At 73.6% G+C, this 23,427-nt stretch carries 22 protein-coding genes and 1 pseudogene; 10 read left to right on the top strand and 13 right to left on the bottom strand.

Going from position 1 to position 23,427, the window contains the following annotated elements:
- The 5 genes and pseudogenes from ACF061_RS34755 to ACF061_RS34735 form a co-directional block, all read right to left on the bottom strand.
- Window positions 1–102 (bottom strand): annotated as a pseudogene (locus ACF061_RS34755) (electron transfer flavoprotein subunit beta); the annotation flags it as partial.
- Window positions 103–121: 19 nt separating this feature from the next.
- Window positions 122–1,270 carry an acyl-CoA dehydrogenase family protein gene (locus ACF061_RS34750; RefSeq protein ID WP_392271006.1) on the bottom strand — a complete coding sequence of 383 codons (1,149 nt, stop codon included), beginning with the start codon at window positions 1,268–1,270 and terminating at the stop codon, window positions 122–124.
- Complete coding sequence (locus ACF061_RS34745; protein ID WP_392271005.1) at window positions 1,267–2,397, bottom strand: acyl-CoA dehydrogenase family protein; 1,131 nt, start codon at window positions 2,395–2,397, stop codon at window positions 1,267–1,269. Before ACF061_RS34745 ends, ACF061_RS34750 begins: the two co-directional genes overlap by 4 nt.
- Window positions 2,397–3,566, bottom strand: coding sequence for an acyl-CoA dehydrogenase family protein (locus tag ACF061_RS34740; RefSeq protein ID WP_392271004.1), 1,170 nt, complete (start codon window positions 3,564–3,566; stop codon window positions 2,397–2,399). Before ACF061_RS34740 ends, ACF061_RS34745 begins: the two co-directional genes overlap by 1 nt.
- Window positions 3,566–4,444, bottom strand: coding sequence for an enoyl-CoA hydratase (locus tag ACF061_RS34735; protein WP_392271003.1), 879 nt, complete (start codon window positions 4,442–4,444; stop codon window positions 3,566–3,568). Before ACF061_RS34735 ends, ACF061_RS34740 begins: the two co-directional genes overlap by 1 nt.
- Before the next feature lie 46 nt (window positions 4,445–4,490).
- Here ACF061_RS34735 and ACF061_RS34730 point away from each other — a divergent pair, with 46 nt between their 5' ends.
- The 4 genes from ACF061_RS34730 to ACF061_RS34715 are packed head-to-tail and all read left to right on the top strand — an operon-like array spanning window position 4,491 to window position 8,285.
- Window positions 4,491–5,657, top strand: coding sequence for an acyl-CoA dehydrogenase family protein (locus tag ACF061_RS34730; RefSeq protein WP_392271002.1), 1,167 nt, complete (start codon window positions 4,491–4,493; stop codon window positions 5,655–5,657).
- Window positions 5,654–6,439 carry an SDR family oxidoreductase gene (locus tag ACF061_RS34725; protein ID WP_392271001.1) on the top strand — a complete coding sequence of 262 codons (786 nt, stop codon included), beginning with the start codon at window positions 5,654–5,656 and terminating at the stop codon, window positions 6,437–6,439. Before ACF061_RS34730 ends, ACF061_RS34725 begins: the two co-directional genes overlap by 4 nt.
- Window positions 6,440–6,453: 14 nt before the next feature.
- The gene (locus ACF061_RS34720) at window positions 6,454–7,074 is read left to right on the top strand and encodes a TetR/AcrR family transcriptional regulator (RefSeq protein ID WP_392271000.1); all 621 of its coding nucleotides are present in this window, start codon (window positions 6,454–6,456) and stop codon (window positions 7,072–7,074) included.
- Between the two features lie 53 nt (window positions 7,075–7,127).
- The gene (locus ACF061_RS34715) at window positions 7,128–8,285 is read left to right on the top strand and encodes an acetyl-CoA C-acetyltransferase (RefSeq protein ID WP_392270999.1); all 1,158 of its coding nucleotides are present in this window, start codon (window positions 7,128–7,130) and stop codon (window positions 8,283–8,285) included.
- A gap of 76 nt (window positions 8,286–8,361) precedes the next feature.
- On the opposite strand, the gene ACF061_RS34710 is transcribed toward ACF061_RS34715, so the two are convergent.
- The 4 genes from ACF061_RS34710 to ACF061_RS34695 are packed head-to-tail and all read right to left on the bottom strand — an operon-like array spanning window position 8,362 to window position 11,814.
- The gene (locus ACF061_RS34710; protein ID WP_392270998.1) at window positions 8,362–9,426 is read right to left on the bottom strand and encodes an NAD(P)H-dependent flavin oxidoreductase; all 1,065 of its coding nucleotides are present in this window, start codon (window positions 9,424–9,426) and stop codon (window positions 8,362–8,364) included.
- On the bottom strand, window positions 9,423–10,193 hold the full coding sequence (locus ACF061_RS34705) for a CoA-transferase subunit beta (RefSeq protein WP_392270997.1): 771 nt from the start codon (window positions 10,191–10,193) through the stop codon (window positions 9,423–9,425). The genes ACF061_RS34710 and ACF061_RS34705 overlap by 4 nt, the downstream gene beginning before the upstream one ends.
- Window positions 10,190–11,044, bottom strand: coding sequence for a CoA transferase subunit A (locus ACF061_RS34700; protein ID WP_392271009.1), 855 nt, complete (start codon window positions 11,042–11,044; stop codon window positions 10,190–10,192). Before ACF061_RS34700 ends, ACF061_RS34705 begins: the two co-directional genes overlap by 4 nt.
- Before the next feature lie 14 nt (window positions 11,045–11,058).
- Entirely contained in the window at window positions 11,059–11,814 is a 756-nt protein-coding gene (locus ACF061_RS34695; RefSeq protein WP_392270996.1) for an enoyl-CoA hydratase family protein, read from the bottom strand.
- Window positions 11,815–12,056: 242 nt separating this feature from the next.
- On the opposite strand from ACF061_RS34695, the gene ACF061_RS34690 reads away from it, so the two are divergent.
- The 3 genes from ACF061_RS34690 (at window position 12,057) to ACF061_RS34680 (ending at window position 16,546) form a co-directional block, all read left to right on the top strand.
- Window positions 12,057–12,968, top strand: coding sequence for an SDR family oxidoreductase (locus ACF061_RS34690; protein ID WP_392270995.1), 912 nt, complete (start codon window positions 12,057–12,059; stop codon window positions 12,966–12,968).
- Between the two features lie 583 nt (window positions 12,969–13,551).
- The gene (locus ACF061_RS34685; protein ID WP_392270994.1) at window positions 13,552–14,967 is read left to right on the top strand and encodes an amidase; all 1,416 of its coding nucleotides are present in this window, start codon (window positions 13,552–13,554) and stop codon (window positions 14,965–14,967) included.
- A gap of 70 nt (window positions 14,968–15,037) precedes the next feature.
- Window positions 15,038–16,546 (top strand): MFS transporter, encoded by a 1,509-nt coding sequence (locus ACF061_RS34680; protein ID WP_392270993.1) that lies wholly within the window; start codon window positions 15,038–15,040, stop codon window positions 16,544–16,546.
- A 352-nt stretch (window positions 16,547–16,898) separates the two neighbouring features.
- Here the strand turns inward: ACF061_RS34680 and ACF061_RS34675 are convergent, their stop codons facing one another.
- From ACF061_RS34675 to ACF061_RS34665, 3 genes are read right to left on the bottom strand one after another with little or no spacing between them, the layout of a single operon-like run.
- Window positions 16,899–17,375, bottom strand: a complete 477-nt coding sequence (locus ACF061_RS34675) for a nuclear transport factor 2 family protein (protein ID WP_392270992.1) — start codon at window positions 17,373–17,375, stop codon at window positions 16,899–16,901.
- Complete coding sequence (locus ACF061_RS34670; RefSeq protein ID WP_392270991.1) at window positions 17,372–17,923, bottom strand: nuclear transport factor 2 family protein; 552 nt, start codon at window positions 17,921–17,923, stop codon at window positions 17,372–17,374. The genes ACF061_RS34675 and ACF061_RS34670 overlap by 4 nt, the downstream gene beginning before the upstream one ends.
- Window positions 17,924–17,938: 15 nt before the next feature.
- A complete protein-coding gene (locus ACF061_RS34665; protein WP_392270990.1) occupies window positions 17,939–18,793 on the bottom strand; it encodes a TIGR03619 family F420-dependent LLM class oxidoreductase in 855 nt (284 codons plus the stop codon).
- A 205-nt stretch (window positions 18,794–18,998) separates the two neighbouring features.
- Here ACF061_RS34665 and ACF061_RS34660 point away from each other — a divergent pair, with 205 nt between their 5' ends.
- A complete protein-coding gene (locus ACF061_RS34660) occupies window positions 18,999–19,895 on the top strand; it encodes an IclR family transcriptional regulator (protein ID WP_392270989.1) in 897 nt (298 codons plus the stop codon).
- Between the two features lie 142 nt (window positions 19,896–20,037).
- On the opposite strand, the gene ACF061_RS34655 is transcribed toward ACF061_RS34660, so the two are convergent.
- Window positions 20,038–20,616: a flavin reductase family protein gene (locus tag ACF061_RS34655; protein WP_392270988.1), complete on the bottom strand. Its 579-nt coding sequence runs from the start codon at window positions 20,614–20,616 to the stop codon at window positions 20,038–20,040.
- Between the two features lie 219 nt (window positions 20,617–20,835).
- Between ACF061_RS34655 and ACF061_RS34650 the strand changes: the two genes are divergently transcribed.
- Both ACF061_RS34650 and ACF061_RS34645 read left to right on the top strand, forming a co-directional pair.
- Window positions 20,836–21,732: an alpha/beta fold hydrolase gene (locus tag ACF061_RS34650; protein WP_392270987.1), complete on the top strand. Its 897-nt coding sequence runs from the start codon at window positions 20,836–20,838 to the stop codon at window positions 21,730–21,732.
- Window positions 21,729–23,408 carry an FAD-binding protein gene (locus tag ACF061_RS34645; protein WP_392270986.1) on the top strand — a complete coding sequence of 560 codons (1,680 nt, stop codon included), beginning with the start codon at window positions 21,729–21,731 and terminating at the stop codon, window positions 23,406–23,408. The genes ACF061_RS34650 and ACF061_RS34645 overlap by 4 nt, the downstream gene beginning before the upstream one ends.
- Window positions 23,409–23,427: the final 19 nt, after the last annotated feature.

Below are 23,427 nucleotides of genomic sequence, written 5' to 3'. Positions count from 1 at the left end.
ACCGTCCACATCGTCCCGGTCGACGGTCAGGTCATCGGCGAAGTGCCGGTCGCCAGTGGCGTCGGGCACGTACTTCACAGTGACAACGATCCTCAGGCTCACTCCGGGTCCTTTCACTCTCTCACTTGACTGCACTCGACCGCACCGCGTCGGCCAGGTCCGCGGGTCCGGCGTCGTGCGGGGGCCGCGGGCCGTCCGTCCCCGCCGTCAGACCCAGCGCGGCGGCGAGTCGCCGCCGGTGCAGGGCCGGCGCGCCGAGGAGCTGGGACGAGCCGTGCGCACGCTTGAAGTAGCGGTGGGCGTCGTGTTCCCAGGTGATGCCGATACCGCCGTGCAACTGGATCATCTCGCCCGCCACCGTCGAGAGCGCCTCCGAGCAGGCGGACTTGGCGACCGCCGCGTACCTGGGCAGGTCCGGCGCGCCCGCCGCCGCCGCGTAGGCGGCGCCCAGCGCCGCCGAGCGCGCCGACTCCACCAGGACGTAGGCGTCCGCCAGCCGGTGCTTGACGGCCTGGAAGGAGCCGATGGGCCGGCCGAACTGCACGCGTTCGCGGGCGTAGGCGACCGTGACCTCCAGGCACCGCTCCGCGGCGCCCACCTGTTCGGCGGCGAGGGCCGCGCACCCGAGGTCCAGGACGTGGGCCAGTACCCGGGCGCCGTCGCCCTCCGCGCCGACGAGCCGGCCCTCGGCTCCCTCCAGGGCCAGCCGGGCCAGTGACCGCGTCAGGTCCATGGTCACCGTTGCCTCGCCTCGGACCCGCGGGTCGTCGGGGGCCACCTCGAAGAGGGAGACCCCCGCGTCGGTGCGGGCCGCCACGAGGAGGACGTCGGCTCCGGCGCCGTCGAGCACGTGTTCCTTGACGCCGTGGATCCGCCAGCCGCCGCCGGGACCCGGCGAAGCCGTGCTCCGCACCGCCGTGGGATCCCACGATCCGTCCTCCGCCCAGGCCAGCGACGCCACGGCGGCGCCGGCGGCGATGCCGGGCAGCAGCCGGGCGCACGCCGCGTCGTCCGCGGAGGCGAGCAGGGCCTGCGCGGCCAGAACGGCCGAACCGAGATACGGGACGGGGCTCAGCACCCGGCCCAGCTCCGCCGCCACCAGGTGCGCTTCGACCGCCCCGTACCCCGCGCCCTCGTACTCCTCGGGCACCCACAGGCCGGCGACGCCGATCTGCCCGGTCAGCGGGGCCCAGGCGCTCGCACCCTCGTAGCGGGCGAGCAACGACCGTACGGCGGAGCGCAGTTCCTCCTGCTCCCGGGTCGGCCTCACTCGTCCACCGCCGTGCGTGCGGGCGCGGAGGCGGCCCCGAGTCCGGCGAGGACGCGGGCCCGGCACACGGCGGGGGTGCCCCAGGCGTCCCGGAGCGGCCGGGCCTTGCGGATCCACAGGGACAGGTCGAGTTCGTCGGTGTAGCCGAGGGCGCCGTGCAGTTGCAGGGCGGTGAGGGCGGCCCCGTGGGCGGCCTCCCCCGCCGCGACCTTCGCCGCCGCGATCTCCCGGTCGGCGGCCGGATCGCCCGCGGCCAGGGCCAGGGCGGCGGAGTGGACCAGGGGCTGGGCGAACTCAAGGGCGATCAGGGTGTTGGCCAGGTGGTGCTTGACCGCCTGGAACGAACCGATCGCCACCCCGAACTGGGTGCGCCCGCGGACGTGGTCGACGGTCCGGGCCAGCAGGGTGCGTCCCAGCCCGAGGGACTGCGCGGCCGTGGCCAGCCGGGCGACGTGCGCGGCGTGTTCCGCCGCGGCCGTCACCGCGGGGCCGTGGGCCAGGACGGTCCCGCCGAGCGGCCGGGCGAGTCTGCGCGCGGGGTCGGCGGAGGGCTGCACGGCGCCCGCGGACCGCGCGAGGCGCACGCTGTCGCCGTCGACCGCGAACACGGCGTCGGCCGCGTCGGCGTCCAGGGCGTACGGGGTGCCGTGCGCACCCCCGTGCGCACCTCCGTGCGCACCCCCGTGCGCACCCCCGTGCGCACCGCCGGGCACAGTGCCGGGCACAGTGCCGTGCGCGGGGCCGGCGGGGGAGAGCAGTGCGAAGGAGACGGCCGACGCGCCGGAGGCGATCGCGGGGAGCCACTCGGAGGCAGCCTTCTCGTCGCCGAGCCGGTCCAGGAAGGCGGCCGCGGCCACCGTCTCCACCAGCGGGCCGGGCACGGCGTGGCGGCCCAGTTCGGTGAAGGCGACGGTCAGTTCGACCGGCAGGAGGCCGGTGCCGGAGTGCTCCTCCGGCACGGCGAGGGCGAAGACGCCGGCCTCGGCGAGCCTCGCCCACAGCGCGCGTCCCGGCGCGGAGTCCCCGGCGGCCCAGGCCCGTACGACGGCGGGGGTGCCGGCCGCGGTGAGCATGCCGTCCAGCGAGCGGGCGAACTCCCGCTGCTCGTCGTTGAGGAGGAACCGCATCACCGGCGTCCCTTCGGCAGGCCGAGCAGCCGCTCGGCGATGATGTCACGCTGGATCTCGTTGGTCCCGGCGTAGATGGGACCGGCCAGGGAGAAGGTGTGCCCCTCGGCCCAGCCGCCGTGCCCGGGGGCGTCGGCGGCCTCGTCGGACAGCTCGCCGTACGGCCCGAGCAGGTCGAGGGCGGTCTCGTGCAGGGCGATGTCCAGTTCGGACCAGAAGACCTTGTTGAGGCTGGACTCGGCGCCGATCGCGCCTCCCGCGGCGATCCGTGAGACGCCCGCGTAGGAGAAGAGCTGGTAGGCGCGGGCCGCGACGACGGCGTCGGCCACCCGGTCGCGCAGGGCGGTGTCGGCCGGGTCGGCGGCGGAGCGCCACAGCGCGGTGAGCCGGTCGGCGGCGGCGGTGAACCGGCCGGGGCTGCGCAGGGTCAGCCCGCGTTCGTTGCCGGCCGTGCTCATCGCCACCCGCCAGCCCTGGCCGGCCTCGCCGATCACGTCCTCGTCGGGGACGAAGACGCGGTCGAGGAAGAGTTCGGCGAAGGCGGGCTTGCCGTCGAGCCGGCCGATGGGCCGCACCGTCACGCCCTCGGCGTCCAGCGGGAACATCAGGTACGTCAGACCCCGGTGGGGCCGGTCCGCGTCCGGGTGGCTGCGGAACAGGCCGAAGGCGCGGTCGGCGAAGGCGGCCCGCGACGACCAGGTCTTCTGGCCGCTGAGCAGCCAGCCGCCGTCGGTGCGCACGGCCGTGGAGCGCAGCGAGGCGAGGTCCGAACCGGACTCCGGCTCGGACCAGGCCTGGGCCCAGATCACCTCGCCGCTCGCCATGGGGGGCAGGACGCGGGCGCGCTGCTCGTCGGTGCCGTGCTCGAAGAGGGTGGGGGCGAGCAGGTTGATGCCGTTCTGGCTCACCCGGCCGGGCGCGCCGGCGGCGTAGTACTCCTCCTCGAAGATCAGCCACTCCAGGAGCGAGCAGGACCGGCCGCCGTACTCCTCGGGCCAGGAGACCACCGACCAGCGGTCGGCGGAGAGCGTGCGTTCCCAGTCCCGGTGGGCCGCGAAGCCGTCCGCCGTCTCCAGCGAGGGCAGCGGCGCCGGCGGGACATGGGCGGCCAGCCAGTCGCGGGCCTCGGCGCGGAAGGCGTCCTGCGCCGCGGTGAAGTCGAGGTCCATCAGGCAGAGCCCTTCTTCATGGCGCGCACGTCCATGCCGCCGAGCGGGTCGCGGGCGGTCTCGGCGTTGTGCGCGTGTGCCAGGTGGTGCAGTCCGAAGACCGAGTCCATGCCGCTGTGCAGGCCCTGGAGGTCCTCGGCCTGGTTGACCGCGCGCTTGGTGAGCGCCAGGCCCATGCGCGGCATCCCGGCGATCCGGTCGGCCAGCTCCATGGTGCGCTCGGTGAGTTCGGCGCGCGGGACGACCCGGTTGACCATGCCCACCTCGTGGGCGCGCCGGGCGGTCATCCGGTCGCCGGTGTAGAGGAACTCCTTGGCGACGCGGGGCGGCATCACCCAGGGGTGCGCGAAGTACTCCACGCCGGGTATGCCCATGCGGACCACCGGGTCGGCGAAGAAGGCGTCCTCGGAGGCGACGATCAGGTCGCACACCCAGGCGAGCATGAGGCCGCCCGCCACGCACGCGCCCTGCACCGAGGCGATGACGGGCTTGGGCAGTTCCCGCCAGCGGCGGCACATGCCGAGGTAGACCTCGGACTCGCGGGCGTAGCGGCTCTCCGCGCCCGCCTTGTCCGAGTGGTCCCACCACAGCCCGGCCCTGCGGTCGAAGGGCAGGTGGGCGTCGCGCTCCGGGGTGCCGATGTCGTGACCGGCCGAGAAGTGCTCCCCCGCTCCGGCGAGGACGACGACCTTGACCTCGTCGTCGTCGGCGGCGCGGTAGAAGGCCCGGTCGAGGGCGTAGGTCATCGCGGAGTTCTGCGCGTTGCGGTACTCGGGCCGGTTCATGGTGACGATCGCGACCGGGCCCTGCCGGTGGTAGCGCACCGGGCCGTCCTGCGCCTGGGGGCGCTCGGCCGAGTGGTCGTGGGCAGCGGGCATCCGCCCCTCCTTCCCTAACAAGTGTTTGGTAGGTTAACGTACGTCCATGAGCAGCGTCGAGGAGTTCCGCACCGAGGTCCGCGGCTGGCTGCGGGCCAACCTCACCGGTGAGTTCGCGGCCCTGCGCGGACGCGGCGGACCGGGCCGCGAGCACGAGGCGTTCGCCGAACGGCTCGCCTGGGAGCGCCACATGGCCGCGGCCGGCTGGACGTGCGTGGGCTGGCCCGAGCAGTACGGCGGCCGGGGGGCCACCCTGGAGCAGCAGGTCGCCTTCCACGAGGAGTACGCCCTGGCCGACGCCCCCGCCCGGGTCAACCACATCGGCGAGCAGCTCCTCGGGCCCACCCTGATGGCCTTCGGCACGCCCGAGCAGCGTGAGCGCTTCCTGCCGCCGATCGTCGCGGTGCGGGAGCTGTGGTGCCAGGGGTACAGCGAACCGGACGCCGGGTCGGATCTGGCGGGCGTGCGCACCCGGGCCGAGCGCGACGGCGGGGAGTGGGTGGTCAGCGGGCAGAAGACCTGGACCTCGCTCGCCCACGAGTCCCAGTGGTGCTTCGTCGTGGCGCGCACCGAGCCCGGCAGCGTCCGCCGGCGGGGACTGTCCTACCTGCTGGTCCCGCTCGACCAGCCCGGCGTGGAGGTCCGGCCCATCACCCAGCTGACCGGCACCTCCGAGTTCAACGAGGTGTTCTTCGACGGGGCCCGCACACCCGCCTCGCACATCGTGGGCGCGCCCGGCGAGGGCTGGAAGGTCGCGATGGCGACGCTCGGCTTCGAACGCGGGGTGTCCACCCTCGGCCAGCAGGTCGGCTTCCGCCGCGAGCTCCAGGCACTGCTCGACCTGGCCCGCCGCAACGGCGCCGCCGAGGACCCGGTCGTCCGCGACCGGCTCGCCCGCGCCTGGATCGGCCTGGAGACCATCCGGTTCAACGCGCTGCGCATGCTGGAGGGCGTCGCCGCCGGCGCCCCCGGCCCGGAGGCCTCCATCGGCAAGATCTACTGGGCCACCTGGCACCGGGAACTGGGCGAACTCGCCATGGACGTGTGCGGCGCCGGCGGGATGCTCGCCGCCGGCGGGCCGTACGACCTCGACGACTGGCAGCGGCTGTTCCTCTTCTCCCGCGCCGACACCATCTACGCGGGCTCCAACGAGATCCAGCGCGACATCATCGCCGAGCGGGTGCTCGGCCTGCCCAAGGAGGTTCGTCCGTGACCACCGATCCCGTGTACGTCCCGGGGCACGGCCTGCTCCGGGGCCGGACCGCCGTCGTCACCGCCGCCGCCGGCGCCGGCATCGGCGGCGCCACCGCCCGGCGGCTGCTGGAGGAGGGCGCGGACGTACTCCTGTCCGACGCCCACGCCCGCCGGCTGGAGGAGACCCGGGCCGCGCTCGCCGACGAGTTCGGCGCGGCGCGCGTTGCGGCGCTGCCCTGCGACGTCACCGACGAGAGCGAGGTCGGCGCGCTGTTCGACCTCGCCCAGGAACGCCACGGCCGCCTCGACATCGTGGTCAACAACGCCGGACTGGGCGGCACCGCCGACCTGGTCGAGATGACCGACGAGCAGTGGGACAAGGTGCTCGACGTCACCCTGAACGGCACCTTCCGCTGCACCCGCGCCGCCCTGCGCCGCATGAAGGCGGCGGGCAGCGGGGGAGTGATCGTCAACAACGCCTCGGTGATCGGCTGGCGGGCCCAGAAGGGGCAGGCGCACTACGCCGCCGCCAAGGCCGCGGTGATGGCGCTCACCCGCTGCGCCGCCCTGGAGGCGGCCGAGTACGGGGTGCGGGTCAACGCCGTCTCGCCCAGCCTGGCCATGCACCCGCACCTGGTGAAGGTCACCACTCCCGAGCTGCTGGCGGAACTCACCGCCAAGGAGGCGTTCGGCCGCTACGCCGAGCCCTGGGAGGTCGCCAACGTCATCGTGTTCCTGGCCAGCGGCTACTCCTCGTACATGACGGGCGAGATCCTGTCCGTCAGCAGCCAGCACGCCTGAGCGAGGATGGTCGGGTGCCGAAAGTCAGCAGCAGCAAGAAGAACGCGACGAGCCCGTCGCCCGAGCGGCGCGAGGAGCTCCTGGCCACCGCCGCCGAGGTGTTCGCCGCCCAGGGGTACAACGCCACCACCGTGCGCAGGATCGCGGACGAGGCGGGGATGCTCGCGGGCAGCCTCTACTACCACTTCGACTCCAAGGAGTCGATGCTCGACGAGATCCTCTCCACCTTCCTGAACGAGCTCTGGGAGCGCTACGACGCCGTCCTGGCCGCCGAGCTCGGGCCCCGGGAGACCATCGAGGCCCTCGTCGTGGAGTCCTTCCGGGAGATCGACCGGCACCGCGCCGCCGTCGCCATCTACCAGAAGGAGTCCAAGCACCTCCAGAGCCAGCCGCGCTTCGCCTACCTCGCCGACTCCCAGCTGAAGTTCGAGCGGGCCTGGCTGGGGACGCTGGAACGCGGTGTGGCCACCAACACCTTCCGCGCCGACCTGGATGTACGGCTCACCTACCGCTTCGTGCGCGACACCGTCTGGGTCGCCGCGTCGTGGTACAGGCCGGGCGGACAGCACAGTCCGGAGGAGATCGCCCGCCAGTACCTGTCGATGGTGCTGGAGGGCATCGCCGTACGGACCTGACACGGCAGACGTCACCCTCACCGGACGTCACCTTCACCAAGGGAGCAGCAGGCATGGCCGAGGCATACATCGTCGAAGCGGTACGGACCCCGGTCGGCCGCCGGAACGGCGCACTGTCCGCCGTCCACCCGGCCGATCTCGGGGCCCATGTGCTCAAGGCGCTCGTGGAACGTTCCGGCATCGACCCGGCCGCGGTCGAGGACGTCGTCTTCGGCTGCCTGGACACCGTCGGACCGCAGGCCGGCGACATCGCACGCACCTGCTGGCTGGCCGCGGGGCTGCCCGAGGAGGTGCCCGGCGTGACCGTGGACCGGCAGTGCGGATCGTCCCAGCAGGCCGTGCACTTCGCGGCCCAGGGCGTCCTGTCGGGCACCCAGGACCTGGTGGTCGCGGGCGGCACCCAGAACATGTCCCAGATCCCGATCGCCTTCGCCAGCCGCCAGGCAGCCGAACCGCTCGGTCTGACCCAGGGCCCCTACGCCGGCTCCGCGGGCTGGCGGGCGCGCTACGGCGACCAGCCGGTCAACCAGTTCCACGGCGCGGAACTCATCGCCGAGCAGTGGGACGTCTCCCGGCGCGACATGGAGGAGTTCGCGCTGCGCTCGCACCGGCGGGCGGTCCGCGCCGTCGACGAGGGCCGTTTCGACCGGGAGATCGCCGCCTACGGCGAGATGACGGCCGACGAGGGGCCGCGCCGGGACACCAGCCTGGAGAAGATGGCGGCCCTGAAGCCGGTGGTCGAGGGCGGCCGGCTGACGGCGGCGGTCTCCTCGCAGGTCTCCGACGGAGCCGCGGCGATGCTCCTCGCCTCCGAGCGGGCCGTGCGCGAGCACGGGCTGACTCCGCGCGCCCGCATCCACCACCTCTCGGTGCGCGGCGAGGACCCGATCCGCATGCTGTCCGCGCCGATCCCGGCCACCGCGTACGCCCTGAAGAAGGCCGGGATGACGCTCGACGACATCGACCTGGTCGAGATAAACGAGGCCTTCGCCTCCGTCGTCCTGGCGTGGCTGAAGGAGACCGGCGCCGACCCGGAGAAGGTGAACGTCAACGGCGGCGCCATCGCCCTGGGCCACCCGCTGGGCGCCACCGGCACCCGGCTGATGACCACCATGCTGCACGAACTGGAGCGCACCGGCGGCCGGTTCGGCCTCCAGACGATGTGCGAAGGCGGCGGCCAGGCCAACGTCACCATCATCGAACGCCTCTGACGTCATGTCATGGCAAGGACCCGGCCCCGCGACGCGGGGCCGGGTCCTTCGGTGTGCGGGCCGGGCCGTCCGGCGCTCAGCGCACGGCCGGCAGCGCGCCGAGCGCGGTGTGCGCCTCGGTCATGACGCGCTCGACCAGTTCGGCGCAGGACGGCAGGTCCTCGATGACTCCGGCGACCTGCCCGGAGGCCATCACACCGATGTCGGTGCGGCCCTCGACCATGGATGCCCGCAGCAGCATGGGGGTGTTGGCGGCCAGCAGCACCTGACCCCAGGTCAGTTCCTTGCCGTGCCGCATGGCGAGGCCGTCGCGGACCATCCGCGCCCAGCTCATGCCGGACTCGCGCCGGAAGGCCGCCGCGTGGCGCACCGCCCGCAGCAGCGCCGTCGTCCGGCCCGAGCGCTCCAGCGCGTCGACCATCTCCGTGCGCAGCATCCGGTGCGGCAGGCCGTCCACCTTGGTGGTGAGGGTGACGTCCTTGACGCCGGCGGCCAGGTACCTGGCCTTGACCGCGTCGGGGACGGGGCTGTCGGAGGTGAGCAGGAAGCGGGTGCCCATGGCGATGCCGGCGGCGCCGTAGGCGAGCGCGGCGACCAGCCCGCGGCCGTCGTGGAAGCCGCCGGCCGCGATCACCGGAATGTCCACGGCGTCCACGACCTGGGGGAGCAGCACCGTCGTCGCGACGTCGCCGGTGTGCCCGCCGCCCTCACCGCCCTGGACCACCACGGCGTCGGCGCCCCAGGCCGCGACCTTCTCGGCGTGCCGGCGGGCGCCGATCGAGGGGATGACCACGACACCGGCGTCCTTGAGCCGGGCGATCAGCTCCCGGGACGGCGCGAGGGCGAACGAGGCGACCCGTACGCCCTCCTCGACGATCACCCGGACCCGCTCGGACGCGTCCGAGGCGTCGGCCCGGAGATTGACGCCGAACGGCGCGTCGGTACGGGACCTGACCTCGCGCACGGCGGCGCGCAGCCGTTCCACGGACATCGTCGCGGAGGCGAGGATCCCGAGCGCGCCGGCCTCGGCGGCGGCCGAGACCAGACGGGGTCCGGCCACCCAGCCCATGCCGGTCTGCACGATCGGGTGCCTCACCCCGACCAGTCGCGTGAGCGGGGTGGCGATCACGGCCCCGCTCATGGGCGCACCTCGCGCTCGCGCGCACCCGCCGGGTCGACGACCTCGCGGATCAGCCGCAGCTCCTCGGCCGTGGGATCGCGGGTGTAGGGCACCTCGTCGGGGACGGTGAGGGCGAACCCGGTGGCCTCGGCGACCTGTTCGACCGTCACACCGGGATGCAGGGAGCGCAGCCGCATCGAGCGGTCCGGGGTCTCGAAGTCGAAGACGCCCAGGTCGCTGATGACTTCGGGGACGCGGTGGTAGCGGGCGGCGGAGGGCCCGGCGGCCCGCGCGCGGTCGTAGCCGACCCCGCAGACCATGTCGACCCGCTCCACGAACACCCGCCGCGAGTGCCGGGGCACCCAGTAACTCGTCGGGTTGTTCAGGGTGTTGACGGGTGCGCCGCGCACGCCCAGCAACTGCCGGGCGGGCCGGTCCCAGTCGCCGACGCAGGAGATGTTCTGGTTGCCGTACCGGTCGATCTGGGAGGCGCCCATCATCACGTGCCGCCGTCCGGTCGCCACCAGGGCCAGGTGCTGACGGTAGGGCAGCCAGCCCTCCACCACCCCCGCCGGGGCGCCGATCGCCGGGACGTCGCCGATGAGCAGCGCCTCGCCGTCGGTGAGCAGCAGCTCGGGGGAGAAGGTGAGCCTCGCCAGCCGGGCCCCGATCGTGGGCACGGTGCCCATGGGGCTCGCCAGGACCTCGCCCGCGCCGCGCCATGCCTCCGCGCAGGCCACCACGCAGTACTCGGCCCGGGTCGCCGTCGTCGTACCGCTCTCGCTCATGCTGCCGCCTCCTCCTCGTGGAACGCCGTCACCGCGGCCTGGTACGCGTGTTCGTCGCCGGACAGGAACCGTTCGGTGAAGGCCCGCCAGGACTCGGGGTCGCCGGCGGCACGGACGTAGGCGCGCTGGAAGGCCTCGTCCCGGTCGTGGTCGGGGACGCAGGAGGTGAAGTGCGCGCCGTTCGGGGTCTCCACCACCCCGTTCACGAACGCGCGCTTGACCAGCAGCGTCTGCGGACCGCCCGCCTTGAGCAGGTCGGCGCCGTCCACGATCCGTTCGCAGGAGACGTACGCGGCGTCGGCGGCCTCGCAGAACAGGTCGTCGAAGTAGGGGTCCGGGCCGAGGTACTGGGCGTTGCCGTGCACGTCGGCGCGGTTGAGGTGGACGAGGGCGGCGTCCAGGCGCAGCGCGGGCACCGCCACCAGCTCCTCGCCGTCCTCGTAGGGCGAGGTGATCGTCCGCAGGCGCGGGTTGACCCGCAGCACGTCGGAGCCGAGGCCGGCCCGGATCGGCATGAACGGCAGCCGGTGCGCGGCGGCGGTCAGCCCCCACATGAACATGGCCTCGTCGAGTTCCACCAGTTCCAGCGCGCCGCGCTCCCGGGCCGCGCGGAAATGGGGCTCCAGGGGTATGGAGTCGAGCGTGGCGAACGCAGCCACCAGCTTGCGGATCTTCCCTGCCGCCGCCAGCAGGCCCACGTCCGGGCCGCCGTACGACACCACGGTCAGGTCGGTGACGTCCGAGCGCAGCAGCGCCCGCACCAGCGCCATCGGCTTGCGGCGCGATCCCCAGCCGCCGATGCCGATCGTCATCCCGCTCTCCAGCCGGGCGACGACCTCCTCGGCCGTCATCGTCTTGTCCCTGCTCACGAATGCTGCTCCTGGTTCGTGCCGAAGGTGTCACGGACGCGATCGGCGACACCGCTGAGGTTGGCCTCGAAGGTGAAGCCCTGTTCGAAGCGGTAGCTGCGGCGGACGTCCACCGGGTCGATGCCGTTGATCGCGGCCTTGGCCAGGCGGATCAGGTATCCGTCCTTCGCGGCGATCTCGCGGGCCAGCTCCAGCGCGGCGGCGTCCAGTCGCTCGCGGGGCACCACCTGCCACACCGAGCCGTGCCGGTGCAGCTCCTCGGCGGTGACGGTGCGCGAGGTGTAGTACAGCGTCCGCATCAGGTGCTGCGGCACCAGCCGGGCCAGGTGGGTGGCGGCGCCGAGCGCGCCCCGGTCCAGCTCCGGGAGGCCGAAGACGGCGTCGTCGGCGGCGACGATCGCGTCGGCGTTGCCCACCAGGCCGATGCCCCCGCCCAGGCAGAAGCCGTGCACCGCCGCGACCACGGGGACCTGGCAGTCGTATACGGCGGCGAACGCCTCGTAGCAGCCGTGGTTGGCGCCGATGAGGGCGTCGTGGCCGTCCGAGCGCTGCATCTCCTTGATGTCGACGCCCGCGTTGAAGCCCCGGCCGGCGGCGGTGAGCACCACACAGCGCACGTCCGGGTCGGCCCCGGCGGCGCGCACCGCTGCGGCCAGGTCGTGCCAGCCCCGCACGGGCAGGGCGTTGACCGGAGGGAAGTCCACGGTGATGACGGCGACGCCCTTTTCCGGGGCGGAGGTGGAGACACCCATGAGCAGATCAGCTACCTTTCCACCAAACGTTTGTTAGGGGAATGTAGCAGCGGGCACGCGCCGCGGGAAGGCGTCCACGGGCGGCGGGCGCCCGGGCCCCGTCGTCGGACCCCCCGTCGCCCCCTCCAAAGGGGCGCGGGCGGAATTTCGGCGCCGGGACCCGGCAGCGCCCGGCCGTCCGGCGTCCTCCTCGGTCGTCGGCCGGAGCCCGATGCCCCAAGGAGAAGGGACCTGAAGCCGTCATGACCGGACTGTGCAGCGGACGCGTCGCCGTGGTGACCGGAGCGGGCCGCGGACTCGGGCGCGCCCACGCCCTCGCCCTCGCGGCCGAGGGCGCCAAGGTCGTCGTCAACGACCTCGGCGTCGGACTCGACGGCACCGGCGGGGCCGCCGGGCCGGCCCAACGGGTCGTCGAGGAGATCCGCGCGCTCGGCGGGGAGGCGGTCGCCCACGGCGGCGACATCGCCACCTCCGACGGAGCCGCCTCCCTCGTCGCCGCCGCCCTCGACGCCTTCGGCCGCCTGGACACCCTCGTCAACAACGCCGGGTTCCTGCGCGACCGCATGCTCGTCAACCTCGACGAGGACGACTGGGACGCCGTCATGCGCGTCCACCTCAAGGGCCACTTCCTCCCGCTCAAGCACGCCGCCGCGCACTGGCGCGCCGAGGCGAAGGCGGGCCGCACCCCCGAGGCCCGCGTGGTCAACACCAGTTCGGGGGCCGGGCTGCTGGGCAGCGTGGGCCAGGGCAACTACTCCGCCGCCAAGGCGGGGATCGTCGGCCTCACCCTCGTCGCCGCCGCCGAACTGGGCCGCTACGGCGTCCAGGTGAACGCCGTCGCCCCGGCCGCCCGCACCCGGATGACCGAGCAGACCTTCGCCGACACCATGGCCGCGCCCGGCCAGGGCGGCTTCGACGCCATGGCCCCGGAGAACGTCTCGCCGCTCGTCGTCTGGCTGGGCTCCGCCGCCTCGGCCGGTGTGAGCGGCCGGGTGTTCGAGGCCGAGGGCGGCCGGATCACCGTCATGGAGGGCTGGCGCCCCGGCCCCACCGCGGACCGGGGCGCCCGCCGGACCCCGGCCGAGGCGGGCGAGACCGCCCTGCGCCTGCTGGCGGACTCCGCCGACCCGCAGCCGGTGTACGGCGCCCGGTAGCCGCAGGGCGGCAAGCGCCGCCCGGGGGCCGCAGGACGGCAGGTGGCGTCCGGTGGGCGCAGGGCGGCGAGTGGTGTGCGGCGGCCGGAGGAGGGCGACCGCGGCCGTCCGGTGGCCCCGAGCCGGTGCGCGGGCCGCACGCCGTCCGGGCGGCCCCCGGACCGGCCGCGCGCCTCCCCGGCGCAAGCCGGGGCCGCGCCGACGGGGGCTCGTCCGCGGTCCGGTGCCGCCGTCCGGTGCCTGGTCCCGCCGGCCCGCGCGCCGTCGCAGTTCGCCCGTCGCCCGTCGCCCGTCGCCCGTCGCCCGGCGTACGACGTACGGGTGGACCGGTGCCGGTGCCGGTGCCGGTGCCGGCGGCCGGAGCCGGGGCGCCGCGCGGGCGTCGTTCGGCGCCGACGTCCGGCGCTCCCGGTGAGTGGGACGGATCACATCGGCGAATGCCCCGGACCGTAACTTCCCCTCACCCCCCAAGGCCCCCCATCCCGACGAACCGACGTCGTGCGGCCTCATGCCGTGCGGCGAGCCGCGCCGCCACCGGGACCCGCGTCCCGGTGTGCGGATGTCCGAGCCCGAGGAGGAGCCAGTGGCCCACAGGTGGGACGCCGTCGCGACCGCGGCGGCCATCGCCGACGGCGAGGTGAGCATCCGCGCCGTGGTCGAAGAGGCCATCGCCCGGATCGAGAAGCTCAACGGCGAACTCAACGCCGTCATCCACACACGTTTCGACGAGGCCCTGGCGGAGGTGGACGCCGGACTGCCCGACGGGCCGCTGCGCGGTGTGCCGGTCCTCGTCAAGGACCTCGGCACGGAGGTGACCGGCCTGCCGCACACCGGCGGCAGCCGGCTCTTCGCCGACGGCGTCGCCACGCGCGACAGCGAACTCGTGCGGCGCTACCGGCGCGCCGGCATGGTCGTCCTCGGCACCACCAACACCGCCGAGCTCGGCCTCAACGCCAGCACGGAACCCACCCTCGGCGGTCCGACCCGCAACCCGTGGCACCGGGCGTACTCGCCCGGAGGATCGAGCGGCGGATCAGCGGCAGCCGTGAGCGCCGGAATGGTCCCGGTCGCCCACGCCAGCGACGGCGGCGGCTCCATCCGCATCCCCTCGGCGGCCTGCGGACTGTTCGGACTCAAACCCAGCCGCGGCCGGGTGAGCCCCGCCCCGCGGCCCTCCACCCTGTCGGGACTGGTCTCCGGCCATCACGCGGTGGCCAGGACGGTGCGCGACAGCGCCCTGCTCCTCGACATCGCCGCCGGCCCGCTCCCCGGCGACGCGTACGCCGCGCCCACCCCCGCCGACTCGTTCGCCGCCCTCGCGCGGCGCGATCCCGGACGGCTGCGCATCGGCCTGATCACCTCCCTGCCGGGCGGTCCCGCCGTGCACCCCGATCCGGAACGAGCCGTGCTCGCGGCGGCCCGACTGTGCGAGAGCCTCGGCCACGAGGTCACCGAGATCACGGCGCCCTACCGGCCGGAGGAGGTGGGCCACACCTCCGGCGTCCTGATGGGCGGCGACCTGGTCGCCCGGATCGACGCCCGCCTCGCGCAGCTCGGCCGGCCCCTCGCCGACGACGACGTCGAACCGTTCACCAGAGTGCTCTACGAGCACTACCGCTCCCTCACCGGCGCCGACGTCAGCCGGGCGCTGAGCCGGGTGCAGGAGATCGGCTGGCAGGTCGGGGCGGCGTTCACGGCGTACGACGTCCTGCTGAGCCCGACCCTCGCCCGGCCCACGCCCCGCCTGGGCACGCTCGACACGCGCCGGCCGGAGACGGTCTACGAACACGCCTCGGTCTGCTCCGCGTTCACCAGCGTCCACAACGTCACCGGCATGCCGGCGATGTCCGTGCCGTTCGGCCGGGACGGCGAGGGACTGCCGCTGGGCGTCCAGTTCGCCGCCGGCCTCGGCGGCGAGGGACTCCTGCTCGCCCTGGCCACGCGACTGGAACAGGCCGCGCCCTGGGAGCTCAACGCCCCCCTCGACGCGAGTGACTGACGATGCCTCAGATGTCGCCCCCCGCACCGCGCACCCTCCTGGCACCCCGCACCCTCGACGAAGGACCACGATGGCAGACAACGTCACCCCGCGTCCCGCGGTGATCTCCAGAGGGAGGGCACTGGCCGTGCTCGCCCTGGTCATCCTCCTCTCGGAGGCCGGCACCTTCGAGATCACGATGGTCTACCCGGCGCTGCCGGACATGGCCAGGGAGTTCAGGACCCTGAACATAGCCTGGGCCGCCTCGATCGTCACACTCGCCGGCGCCACCGTCATGCCACTGGTGGGCAAGGCGGCGGACAAGTGGGGCAAGAAGCGGGTCATCATCCTGCTCGGCCTCGTCTTCCTCGCGGGCAGCGTGATCTGCGCGCTCGCGTCCTCCTTCGCCGTGCTGCTGGTGGGCCGGGCCCTCCAGGGCTGTCTCGTCGGTATCGTCTCCCTCTCGTACAGCCTGGTGCGCGACATCATGCCGCGCGACTTCGTGCCGATCGCCCTGGGCACGGTGGTGACCGGGATCGGCATGGCGGCGGTCGCCGGCCCCTTCCTGGCCGGCTGGCTCATCGACGACCACGGCCCCGAAGGCGTCTTCTGGTTCCTCGCGCTCTACGCGGTCGTCCTGCTGCCGTTCTACGCCTTCGTCATCCCCGAGAGCCCGGTGCGCGTCGACCGTCCCGTCGACTACGTCGGAACCATCCTCCTCGGCCCGGGCATCGGTGTGCTGCTGCTCGGCATCACCCAGGGCAGCACATGGGGCTGGTCCGCCGGATCCACGCTGACGTTCCTGATCCTCGGCGTCGCCATGCTGATCGCGTTCGCGGCCTGGGAACGTGTCTGCAGCCACCCGCTGATCTCGCTCGACGTCCTGCTGGGCCGCAGGTTCGGCCCGACCGTGCTGGCCGTCGCGTGCGTGTCGTACATGATGAACGCGCACGCGCTGATCAGCCCCACCATGCTGAGGACACCGGGAGGCATCCCGGGCATCAGCTACGGCGTCGGACTGTCGGCCACGGAACTCGCCGTGTGGACCTGCCCGCTGGGCATCGTGGCCATGTTCGTGGGACCCTTCGGGGGCTACCTGACCACGAGGATCGGCGCCCGCAACGTCCTCCTCGCCGGCGCCGCGTGCTACCTCCTGGTCATGTTCCTCGGCTCCCGCCTGTTCACCGTGCAGTGGCAGATCGGCCTGCTGGCCCTGGTCGGCGGCTGCGCCAACGGCTTCCTGCACTCCTCCAACGCCAACCTGCTCCAGGACTCGCTGCCCGCCTCGCAGAACGCGGTGGGCAACTCGATCGGCGGCATGACCACCCTGCTGGCCGCCGGTATCGCCACGGCACTGACCGGCGTGGTCATGTCCGACCACGTGCTGATGGTGGACGCGGCCACCAGCTCCGTGGTCTACGCCGACAGCGCGCTCACCCACGCCTACGGGTACGCGGCGCTGGTGGGCGGCGTCGGAGTGGTGGTCGCCCTGCTCATGAAACACGGACGCGCCCCCGCCCGCGGCGGTCTCGTCGAACCGGCGGAAGGGCTCCCGCCGGTCGGGGACGTGCGTCTGTCCGCGACCGAGGCGGCCGGCTGAGCCCGGCGCCGCCGAGCACGCGCCGTCCGGCCGCGGTCCGAAGCCGCGGCCGGACGGCCCCGCTCCCGCTCACACACGGCGGCACGTGACCGGCCACCGGAGCAGTCGCCCGGGAGTCCGATCCGAGAGGACCCCGGGGCGACCCTGGGCAGGCGGACCGGGCGGACCGGGCGGACCGGGCGGACCGGGCGGACCGGGCGGACCGGGCGGACCCCCGGTCACCCCGGAGCAACCTCCGGTCACCTCGGTGCAACCCCCGGACACCCCGCGACAACCCCCGGGGCACCCCGGAACAACTCCGAGGTGCCCCGGGGACCATGGGAATGTCCGGCGGGAGAAGCCATCGGGTCCGTCACGTCTCCGGCTCGGGCGGCGGACGCAGCACGCCGAAGTCCCCGAGCCGGATCGTCATGGTGAACTCCCGGCGGCACAGCAGCCATCGCCCTTCCGTACGCAGCCAGAGGTCGTCGTACTCGCCGCAGCACTCGAAGAAGCGGTCCGCCAACGAGCCCGCGCCCTGGTGGTACACGCGCGCGTACGTCAGGGACCGGGCGCGGTCGCCGTCTACGGTCACCCGGTGATTGCCGAGCAGGTGCTGGGAGGGGCCGCAGCCGCCCAGATGGCGTCGGACGACGGCGACGACGTTCTCCACGCCGGTGACTCCGTAACCGGTCGCGTCCGCGGTGAAGGCGGCGGCGACACCCTCCCAGTCCCGGGTGTCGAGCGCCGAGGCGAGCCGGGCGAGCCCTTCGGTGATCAGCCGGTGGTCGTCGGACCCGCGGTCCCCTCCGGTCGCCCGTTCCCCCCGCTCCGCCGTGCCCCCCGTCACGCCTCCTCCGCCGATCCGTCGGCCGCCGCACCGCGGGCGAGCAGTTCGGGGGACTCGGCACGCCCGTCCAGGACCCGGTTCGTACGGACGGTCACCCGCCAGCCGTCGGCGCCCCGGCGCAGCCGCCAGAGGTTCGCGGTGGCGCGGCGCAGGGTGAACCCGCCGGTCTCCGGGTCCCGGACGATCATGGTGGTGTAGCAGACGGCGACGGCCAGGTCGCCGTGCACCCGGACCCGTGGCGGGCCCACGACGTGGGCGCAGCCGAGGCCGATCCACCTCTGGTGGTTGGCGGAGCGGACCATGGCGGCGATCTCCTCGCGCCCGGTCATCAGCAGTTCGTCGACGTCGTAGACCCCGTCCTCCTCCCACAGGCCGGCCACGGCCTCGGCCCGTCCGCTGTCGACCAGTGGTCCGTAGGACAGGATCAGGGAGGTGACGGCGGCCTCGTCCTCCAGTCGTGCCAGCCGCTGTTCGAGGCGGGCCAGGTGCTGCCGCGTGTCGGCGGGGTTTTGCCGGTCGTCGGTCGGGCACTGCGCGTCGTCGGTCATCGTCACTCCTGTGGGTCAGAGGGTCGCGGCCAGGTCCCGGAGGGCTTCCAGTTGCTCGCGGTAGTGCTCCGCGGAGCGCGCGGCGAGGGAGGCGGTCAGCACGGTCGCCCCGGCGTCGCGCAGCCGGCTCAGGGCCCGGACCGTGGTCTCCGGGTCGCCGGTCGGATCGACGGGACGACCCGGGCCGAGGACGATCTCGAAACCTTCCGGCGGTTCGGCCCGCTCGACCATCTCGCGCAGCCGGTCGGGCGCGAGGCCGAACGGCACCCAGCCGTCGGCGAGGGCGACGGCCCTGCGCAGCGACCTCGGGGTCCGGCCGCCGACCCACAGCGGCAGGTGCTCCTGCACGGCGTGCGGTTCGACCACGAAGTCCTCGAAGGCGTAGTGCTCTCCCCGGTATCGCGGCACCCGTCGCGACAGCGCGGCCCGCAGCGCCGCGAGGGCGTCGTCGGCGCGCGCGCCACGGTCCTCGAAGGGGGCGCCGAGCAGGTCGAACTCCTCGCGCAGGGTGCCCACCCCGAGCCCGAGGGTGACCCGGCCGCCGCTGATCCGGTCGAGGGTGCCGTAGCGCTTGGCGATCTCCAGCGGGTGGTGGTATCCGAGGACGAGCACCTGGGTGACCAGTCGGATGTCCCGGGTCAGCGCGGACAGGTGGCCGAGGGTGGCGGCCGGGTCCCAGTAGGTGCCGCCGCGTTCCCGGGCGACGTCCAGCGGGACGGCCACGTGTTCGCTGCACGTGAGGTGGTGGAAGCCCAGCCGGTCGGCGGCCCGGGCGATCAGCCCCAGTTCCTCGATGCCGGCCTCCGCCTCCCAGGGGGAGGAGGCTCCCGGCAGTTGCACCACTACGGGTGATGTGATCCCGATCCGCATGGAGGTCTCTCCTCGTGCCGTCGCCGCATGGCCGTGCCGTTCAGGCGATTCGTAACGCACGGGGGGCGGCCGGGGCCGGTGCCGTCCCGCTGATCGGGAAGCCGTGGGTGCCGCGGTGGGAAAGGCGGTGCACACCCCTTCCTACCGCTCCCCGGCGCTGCTAACTTCCAAAACCAGAATTCATTTCAGTTCGTCTGGAGGGCCCATGACGGTTGTCGATGCCGAGCCTGCTGTGGACGCGACCGCTCGCAAGGAGCTGCCGCCGTCGATGGTCGAGCGAATGACGCTGATCATGGACGCGTTCACGGGCCGTACCACCAGGCTGTCGCTGGAGGACGTGGCGCGCCGTACCCGCCTGCCGCGCTCCACGGCCCATCGGATCCTCGAGCAGCTCGTCCGGCTCCGGTGGCTGGAGCACACCCAGTTCGGCTACGGCCTCGGCCGCCGGGCCCTCGGGCTCGGCGGCGGCGACGGCGCCCACGCCGAGATCCGCGCGGCCGCCGCGGGACGGATCCACGACCTTCAGATCCGCACCGGTCTTGTCGTCCATCTGGCCGTGCTCGACGAGGGCCAGGTGCACTACCTCGACAAGGCCGGCGGCCGGTTCGCCGCGTCCGTCCCCTCGTGGGTCGGCGGCCGGGTCCCGGCCCATGCGACCGCGCTGGGCAAGGCGATGCTGGCCTGGCTCGAACCGGAGGAGGTCGACGCCAGACTGGGCGACACCATCGGCCGGCTGACCCACCGCACCATCGCCGATCTGCCGACCCTCCACCAGGAGCTCAACCGGATCAGGCAGCGCCGCGGCCTCGCGTTCGAACACGGCGAGTACTACCCCGGCATCGCCTGTGTCGCGGTGGCGGTCCGCGGCCCCGAGGGCCCGGTGGCCGCGCTCTCGCTGGCCGGTGAGGTCCGGACCCCGCTGGAGAAGGTGGCACCGCTCGTGGTCGACGCCGCCCGCCAGGTCTCGCGCGAGCTGTTCCCCTGCCTGGAACACCCCGACCGGGGCCACCACGCCGACCCGGCCGACGCCCACGAGCGGAACTGGTCGGCGCAGACCATGGACCGGCTGCTCGCCACCGGGCAGAACGGCGACTGGCTGTAGTGCCGTGTCTGGCTGTAGTGCCGCGAGTAGGCGACGTCTGCCCCGGACCGGTCCCGGACCCGCAGGCCGCGCCCCCGCAGGCCGCGCCCCCGCGGGGCGCTCCTCCCGCCGGCCGCTCCCGGACCGGCCCCGGGCCGAACCGTCACCCCCAGTGGTCGCCCCAGCCCCAGGAGAACGAACCCGTCGGAGAAGGGGTGGCCGGCTCTTGCTCGACGCCGAAGCGCCCGCGGAAAAAGAGCATCGGCCGCTGATCGTCCTCGGTCTCCAGTTCGAGGACCCGCCCGATCACCACGTCGTGGTCACCGGCGACATGCACGTCGTGCACCTCCGCGTGCGCCCGCATCAGCACGCCGCGGAGCGCGGGGGTACCCCACCGCGAGAGGTCCCAGCCGAGGTCCTCGTACTTCCTGCCCCTGCTGGAGCCGAAGCGGGCGCAGAGGTCGGACTGCTCCTCGGCCAGGACGTTGACGCAGAACCGCCCCGAGTCCCTGATGTGCGGCCAGGCCCGCCCCCGGTGGTCCGCGCAGAACAGCACGAGCGGTGGTTCGAGCGAGACGGACGCGAAGGACTGGCAGGCGAAGCCGACCGGCTCGCCGGCGGCGTCCAGCCCGGTGACGACGGTCACCCCGGTGGCGAACGCCCCCATGGCGCGGCGCATGAGAGCAGGTGTGGGCTCCGTGCCGGCACACGTGTCGGGTGCGGTCAGTGAATCGCCTGTCATCGGTTCCCCTCGACGTCGGACGGCACGGTGTCGTGCTTCGGGATCGGGCGGAGACCGACGGTAGGGCCGCGCCGGACGGCGGCGAGAGGCGTTCCCGATGAGTGGAACCCGGCCCCGGGCGCCGACCGGCCCCGCCGAGGCCCGGCCCCCGCCACCGGTGAGTCCCGCTGATCGGGACGGTCGTGACGGCGCCCCCTCGGCGCTGGCTACGTTCCGGGCGTGACCACAGGGACGGCGAAGGCAGGGACGATGACGGAGCTGAGCCACGAGTCCACCGCGCGGGAGATCGCCACCGACCGGGGCGTACTGCGCTACCACGAGGCCGGCGACGGGCCGCCGCTGGTGATGCTGCACGGCTCCGGTCCCGGCGTCACCGGCTGGCGCAACTACCGGGGCAACCTCGCCACGTTCGCCGAGCACTTCCGCTGCCTGGTCCTGGAGATGCCCGGGTTCGGCGTCAGCGACCCCGTCGACGGACACCCCATGGCCACCGCCCCGGCCGCCCTCGGCCGCTTCCTCGACGCCCTCGGCCTCGACCGGGTCGACGTCATCGGCAACTCCATGGGCGGCATCGTCGGCACCCAGTACGCGCTCAGCCACCCCGACCGGATCCGCAGGCTCGTGACGATCGGCGGCATCGGCCGCAACCTCCACAGCCCCGGCCCGGGCGAGGGCATCAGGCTCCTGACGGAGTTCACCGACGACCCCACCCGCGAGGGCCTGATCCGCTGGCTGCGCTCCATGGTGTACGACCAGAGCCTGGTCACCGAGGAACTCGTCGAGGAACGCTGGCAGCTGGCCAACGACCCCGAAGCCCTCGCCAACGCCCGCAAGATGTACGGCAGCGCCGCCTTCGCCGCCCGCGCCGCCGCCGCGGCCGCCTCCGAGGAGGCGCCGTACTGGGCGATGCTGCACAGGCTCAAGCCCAAGACCCTGATCACCTGGGGCCGCGACGACCGCGTGAGCCCCGTCGACATGTCCATCGTGCCGATGCGCACCATTCCCGACGCCGAACTGCACGTGTTCCCCGACTGCGGTCACTGGGTGATGATCGAGCAGAAGGCGGCCTGGGAGAACGTCGTACTGGCCTTCTTGACCCGCAAGGAGTCGGCATGACCGGCACCCCCACCCCCGCCTGGGAGCAGGAGTTCGACTTCGTCGTCGTCGGCAGCGGCGGAGGCGGCATGACCGCCGCGCTGACCGCCGCCGACGCCGGACTGTCCACCGTCGTGGTCGAGAAGGGCGCCATGTACGGCGGCACCACCGGCATCTCCGGCGGCGGCATCTGGATCCCCAACAACCCGACCCTGCGCGCCAAGGGCCACGACGACAGCCGGGACTCCGTCCGCCGCTACCTCGACCTGCTCACCGAGGGCCGGGTCCCGGCCGCCCGGCTCGACGCCTACGTCGACCACGGGCCGGCCGCCATGGAACTGCTCGGCCGCAGCAAGTGGATGCGCTTCACCTGGACCAAGGGCTACTCCGACTACCACCCCGAGTACGACGGGGGCCGCCCCATGGGCCGGTCCGTCGAGGCGGTCCCGTTCGACACCCGCAAGCTCGGCGAGGACGAGAAGTACCAGCGGCCCAACAGCCTCAAGGGCCCCCTCGGCCTGTGGGTCACCGGCAAGGACTACCACGACCTCGCCATGGTCAAGCGGACCTGGCGCGGACGCTGGGCCTCCGTGGTCGCCGCCTGGCGGGTCTCCTCCAACGTGATCCGCCGCCGGCACATGTCCACCGGCGGGCGCGCCCTGGTGGCCCGGATGCGCATGGCCCTCAAGGACGCCGGCGTCCCCCTGTGGCTGCGCTCCCCGATGACCTCCCTCGTCACCGACGACAGCGGCCGGGTCACCGGCGTAGTCGTCGAACGCGAAGGGAGGAGCGTGCGCGTCGGCGCCCGGTACGGCGTCCTGCTCGCCACCGGCGGCTTCGACCACAACCAGGGCATGCGCGAGCAGTACCTACCGGACGGCGGCAAGGAGGACTTCAGCGCCGGAGCGCAGGAGAACGTCGGCGACGGAATCCTCGCCGGACTGGAACTCGGCGCGGCCGTGGACTTCATGGACGACGCCTGGTGGATGCCGTCGGTGCGCCATCCCAAGGGCGTGACCATCCCCCTCGTCTCCGAGCGCTGCATCCCGCCGTCGCTGATCGTCTCCGCCAACGGCAGGCGCTTCACCAACGAGTCCTCGCCGTACACGAACTTCGTCCACGACCAGCTTGCGGGCAAGCACGTGCCGGCCTGGTTCGTGATGGACGCCAAGGCCCGGGCCCGCTACCCGTTCGCACAGGTCCTGCCCGGGATGCCCTTCCCCCGCGGGTTCTACGACGCCGGGCTCGTCCACCGGGCCGGCACCATAGCCGAACTCGCCCGCGCCATCGACGTCCCGGAGCAGGTACTGACCGCGACCGTCGAACGGTTCAACGGCTTCGCCCGTTCCGGCAAGGACGCCGACTTCGGCCGCGGCGACAGCGCCTACGACCGCTACTACGGCGACCCCACGCTGCCCAACCCCAACCTCGACGTGATCGACAAGGCCCCCTACTACGCCGTGCGCATCGACGTGGGCGACCTCGGCACCAAGGGCGGCCTGGTCTGCGACGAGCACAGCAGGGTCCTGCGCGAGGACGGCGGCCACGTCGAGGGCCTGTACGCCACCGGCAACACCTCCGCGTCCGTCATGGCCAACGAGTACGCCGGGCCGGGCGCCACCATCGGCCCGTCCATCGTCTTCGGCTACCTCGCCGCCCGGCACGCCGCCCGCCGCGGCGGCGCCGGCCGGGCCTGACCGCTTCGGCAAGGAAGAC

Origin of the sequence: Streptomyces sp. NPDC015220 (assembly GCF_043079345.1) — a bacterium.
Lineage (GTDB): Bacteria > Actinomycetota > Actinomycetes > Streptomycetales > Streptomycetaceae > Streptomyces.
Note: the sequence above shows the minus strand (reverse complement) of the source record. Positions and strands in the feature narration are given on the sequence as shown.

Bases quoted from the DNA above. Each gene is read 5' to 3' on its own strand.
- ACF061_RS34695 (WP_392270996.1), bottom strand. From the start codon at position 11,814: ATGGGTGTCTCCACCTCCGCCCCGGAAAAGGGCGTCGCCGTCATCACC.
- ACF061_RS34680 (WP_392270993.1), top strand. From the start codon at position 15,038: ATGGCAGACAACGTCACCCCGCGTCCCGCGGTGATCTCCAGAGGGAGG.
- ACF061_RS34665 (WP_392270990.1), bottom strand. From the start codon at position 18,793: ATGCGGATCGGGATCACATCACCCGTAGTGGTGCAACTGCCGGGAGCC.
- ACF061_RS34670 (WP_392270991.1), bottom strand. From the start codon at position 17,923: ATGACCGACGACGCGCAGTGCCCGACCGACGACCGGCAAAACCCCGCC.
- ACF061_RS34715 (WP_392270999.1), top strand. From the start codon at position 7,128: ATGGCCGAGGCATACATCGTCGAAGCGGTACGGACCCCGGTCGGCCGC.
- ACF061_RS34745 (WP_392271005.1), bottom strand. From the start codon at position 2,397: ATGCGGTTCCTCCTCAACGACGAGCAGCGGGAGTTCGCCCGCTCGCTG.
- ACF061_RS34740 (WP_392271004.1), bottom strand. From the start codon at position 3,566: ATGGACCTCGACTTCACCGCGGCGCAGGACGCCTTCCGCGCCGAGGCC.
- ACF061_RS34710 (WP_392270998.1), bottom strand. From the start codon at position 9,426: ATGAGCGGGGCCGTGATCGCCACCCCGCTCACGCGACTGGTCGGGGTG.
- ACF061_RS34730 (WP_392271002.1), top strand. From the start codon at position 4,491: ATGAGCAGCGTCGAGGAGTTCCGCACCGAGGTCCGCGGCTGGCTGCGG.
- ACF061_RS34645 (WP_392270986.1), top strand. From the start codon at position 21,729: ATGACCGGCACCCCCACCCCCGCCTGGGAGCAGGAGTTCGACTTCGTC.
- ACF061_RS34735 (WP_392271003.1), bottom strand. From the start codon at position 4,444: ATGCCCGCTGCCCACGACCACTCGGCCGAGCGCCCCCAGGCGCAGGAC.
- ACF061_RS34705 (WP_392270997.1), bottom strand. From the start codon at position 10,193: ATGAGCGAGAGCGGTACGACGACGGCGACCCGGGCCGAGTACTGCGTG.
- ACF061_RS34660 (WP_392270989.1), top strand. From the start codon at position 18,999: ATGACGGTTGTCGATGCCGAGCCTGCTGTGGACGCGACCGCTCGCAAG.
- ACF061_RS34700 (WP_392271009.1), bottom strand. From the start codon at position 11,044: ATGACGGCCGAGGAGGTCGTCGCCCGGCTGGAGAGCGGGATGACGATC.
- ACF061_RS34655 (WP_392270988.1), bottom strand. From the start codon at position 20,616: ATGACAGGCGATTCACTGACCGCACCCGACACGTGTGCCGGCACGGAG.
- ACF061_RS34690 (WP_392270995.1), top strand. From the start codon at position 12,057: ATGACCGGACTGTGCAGCGGACGCGTCGCCGTGGTGACCGGAGCGGGC.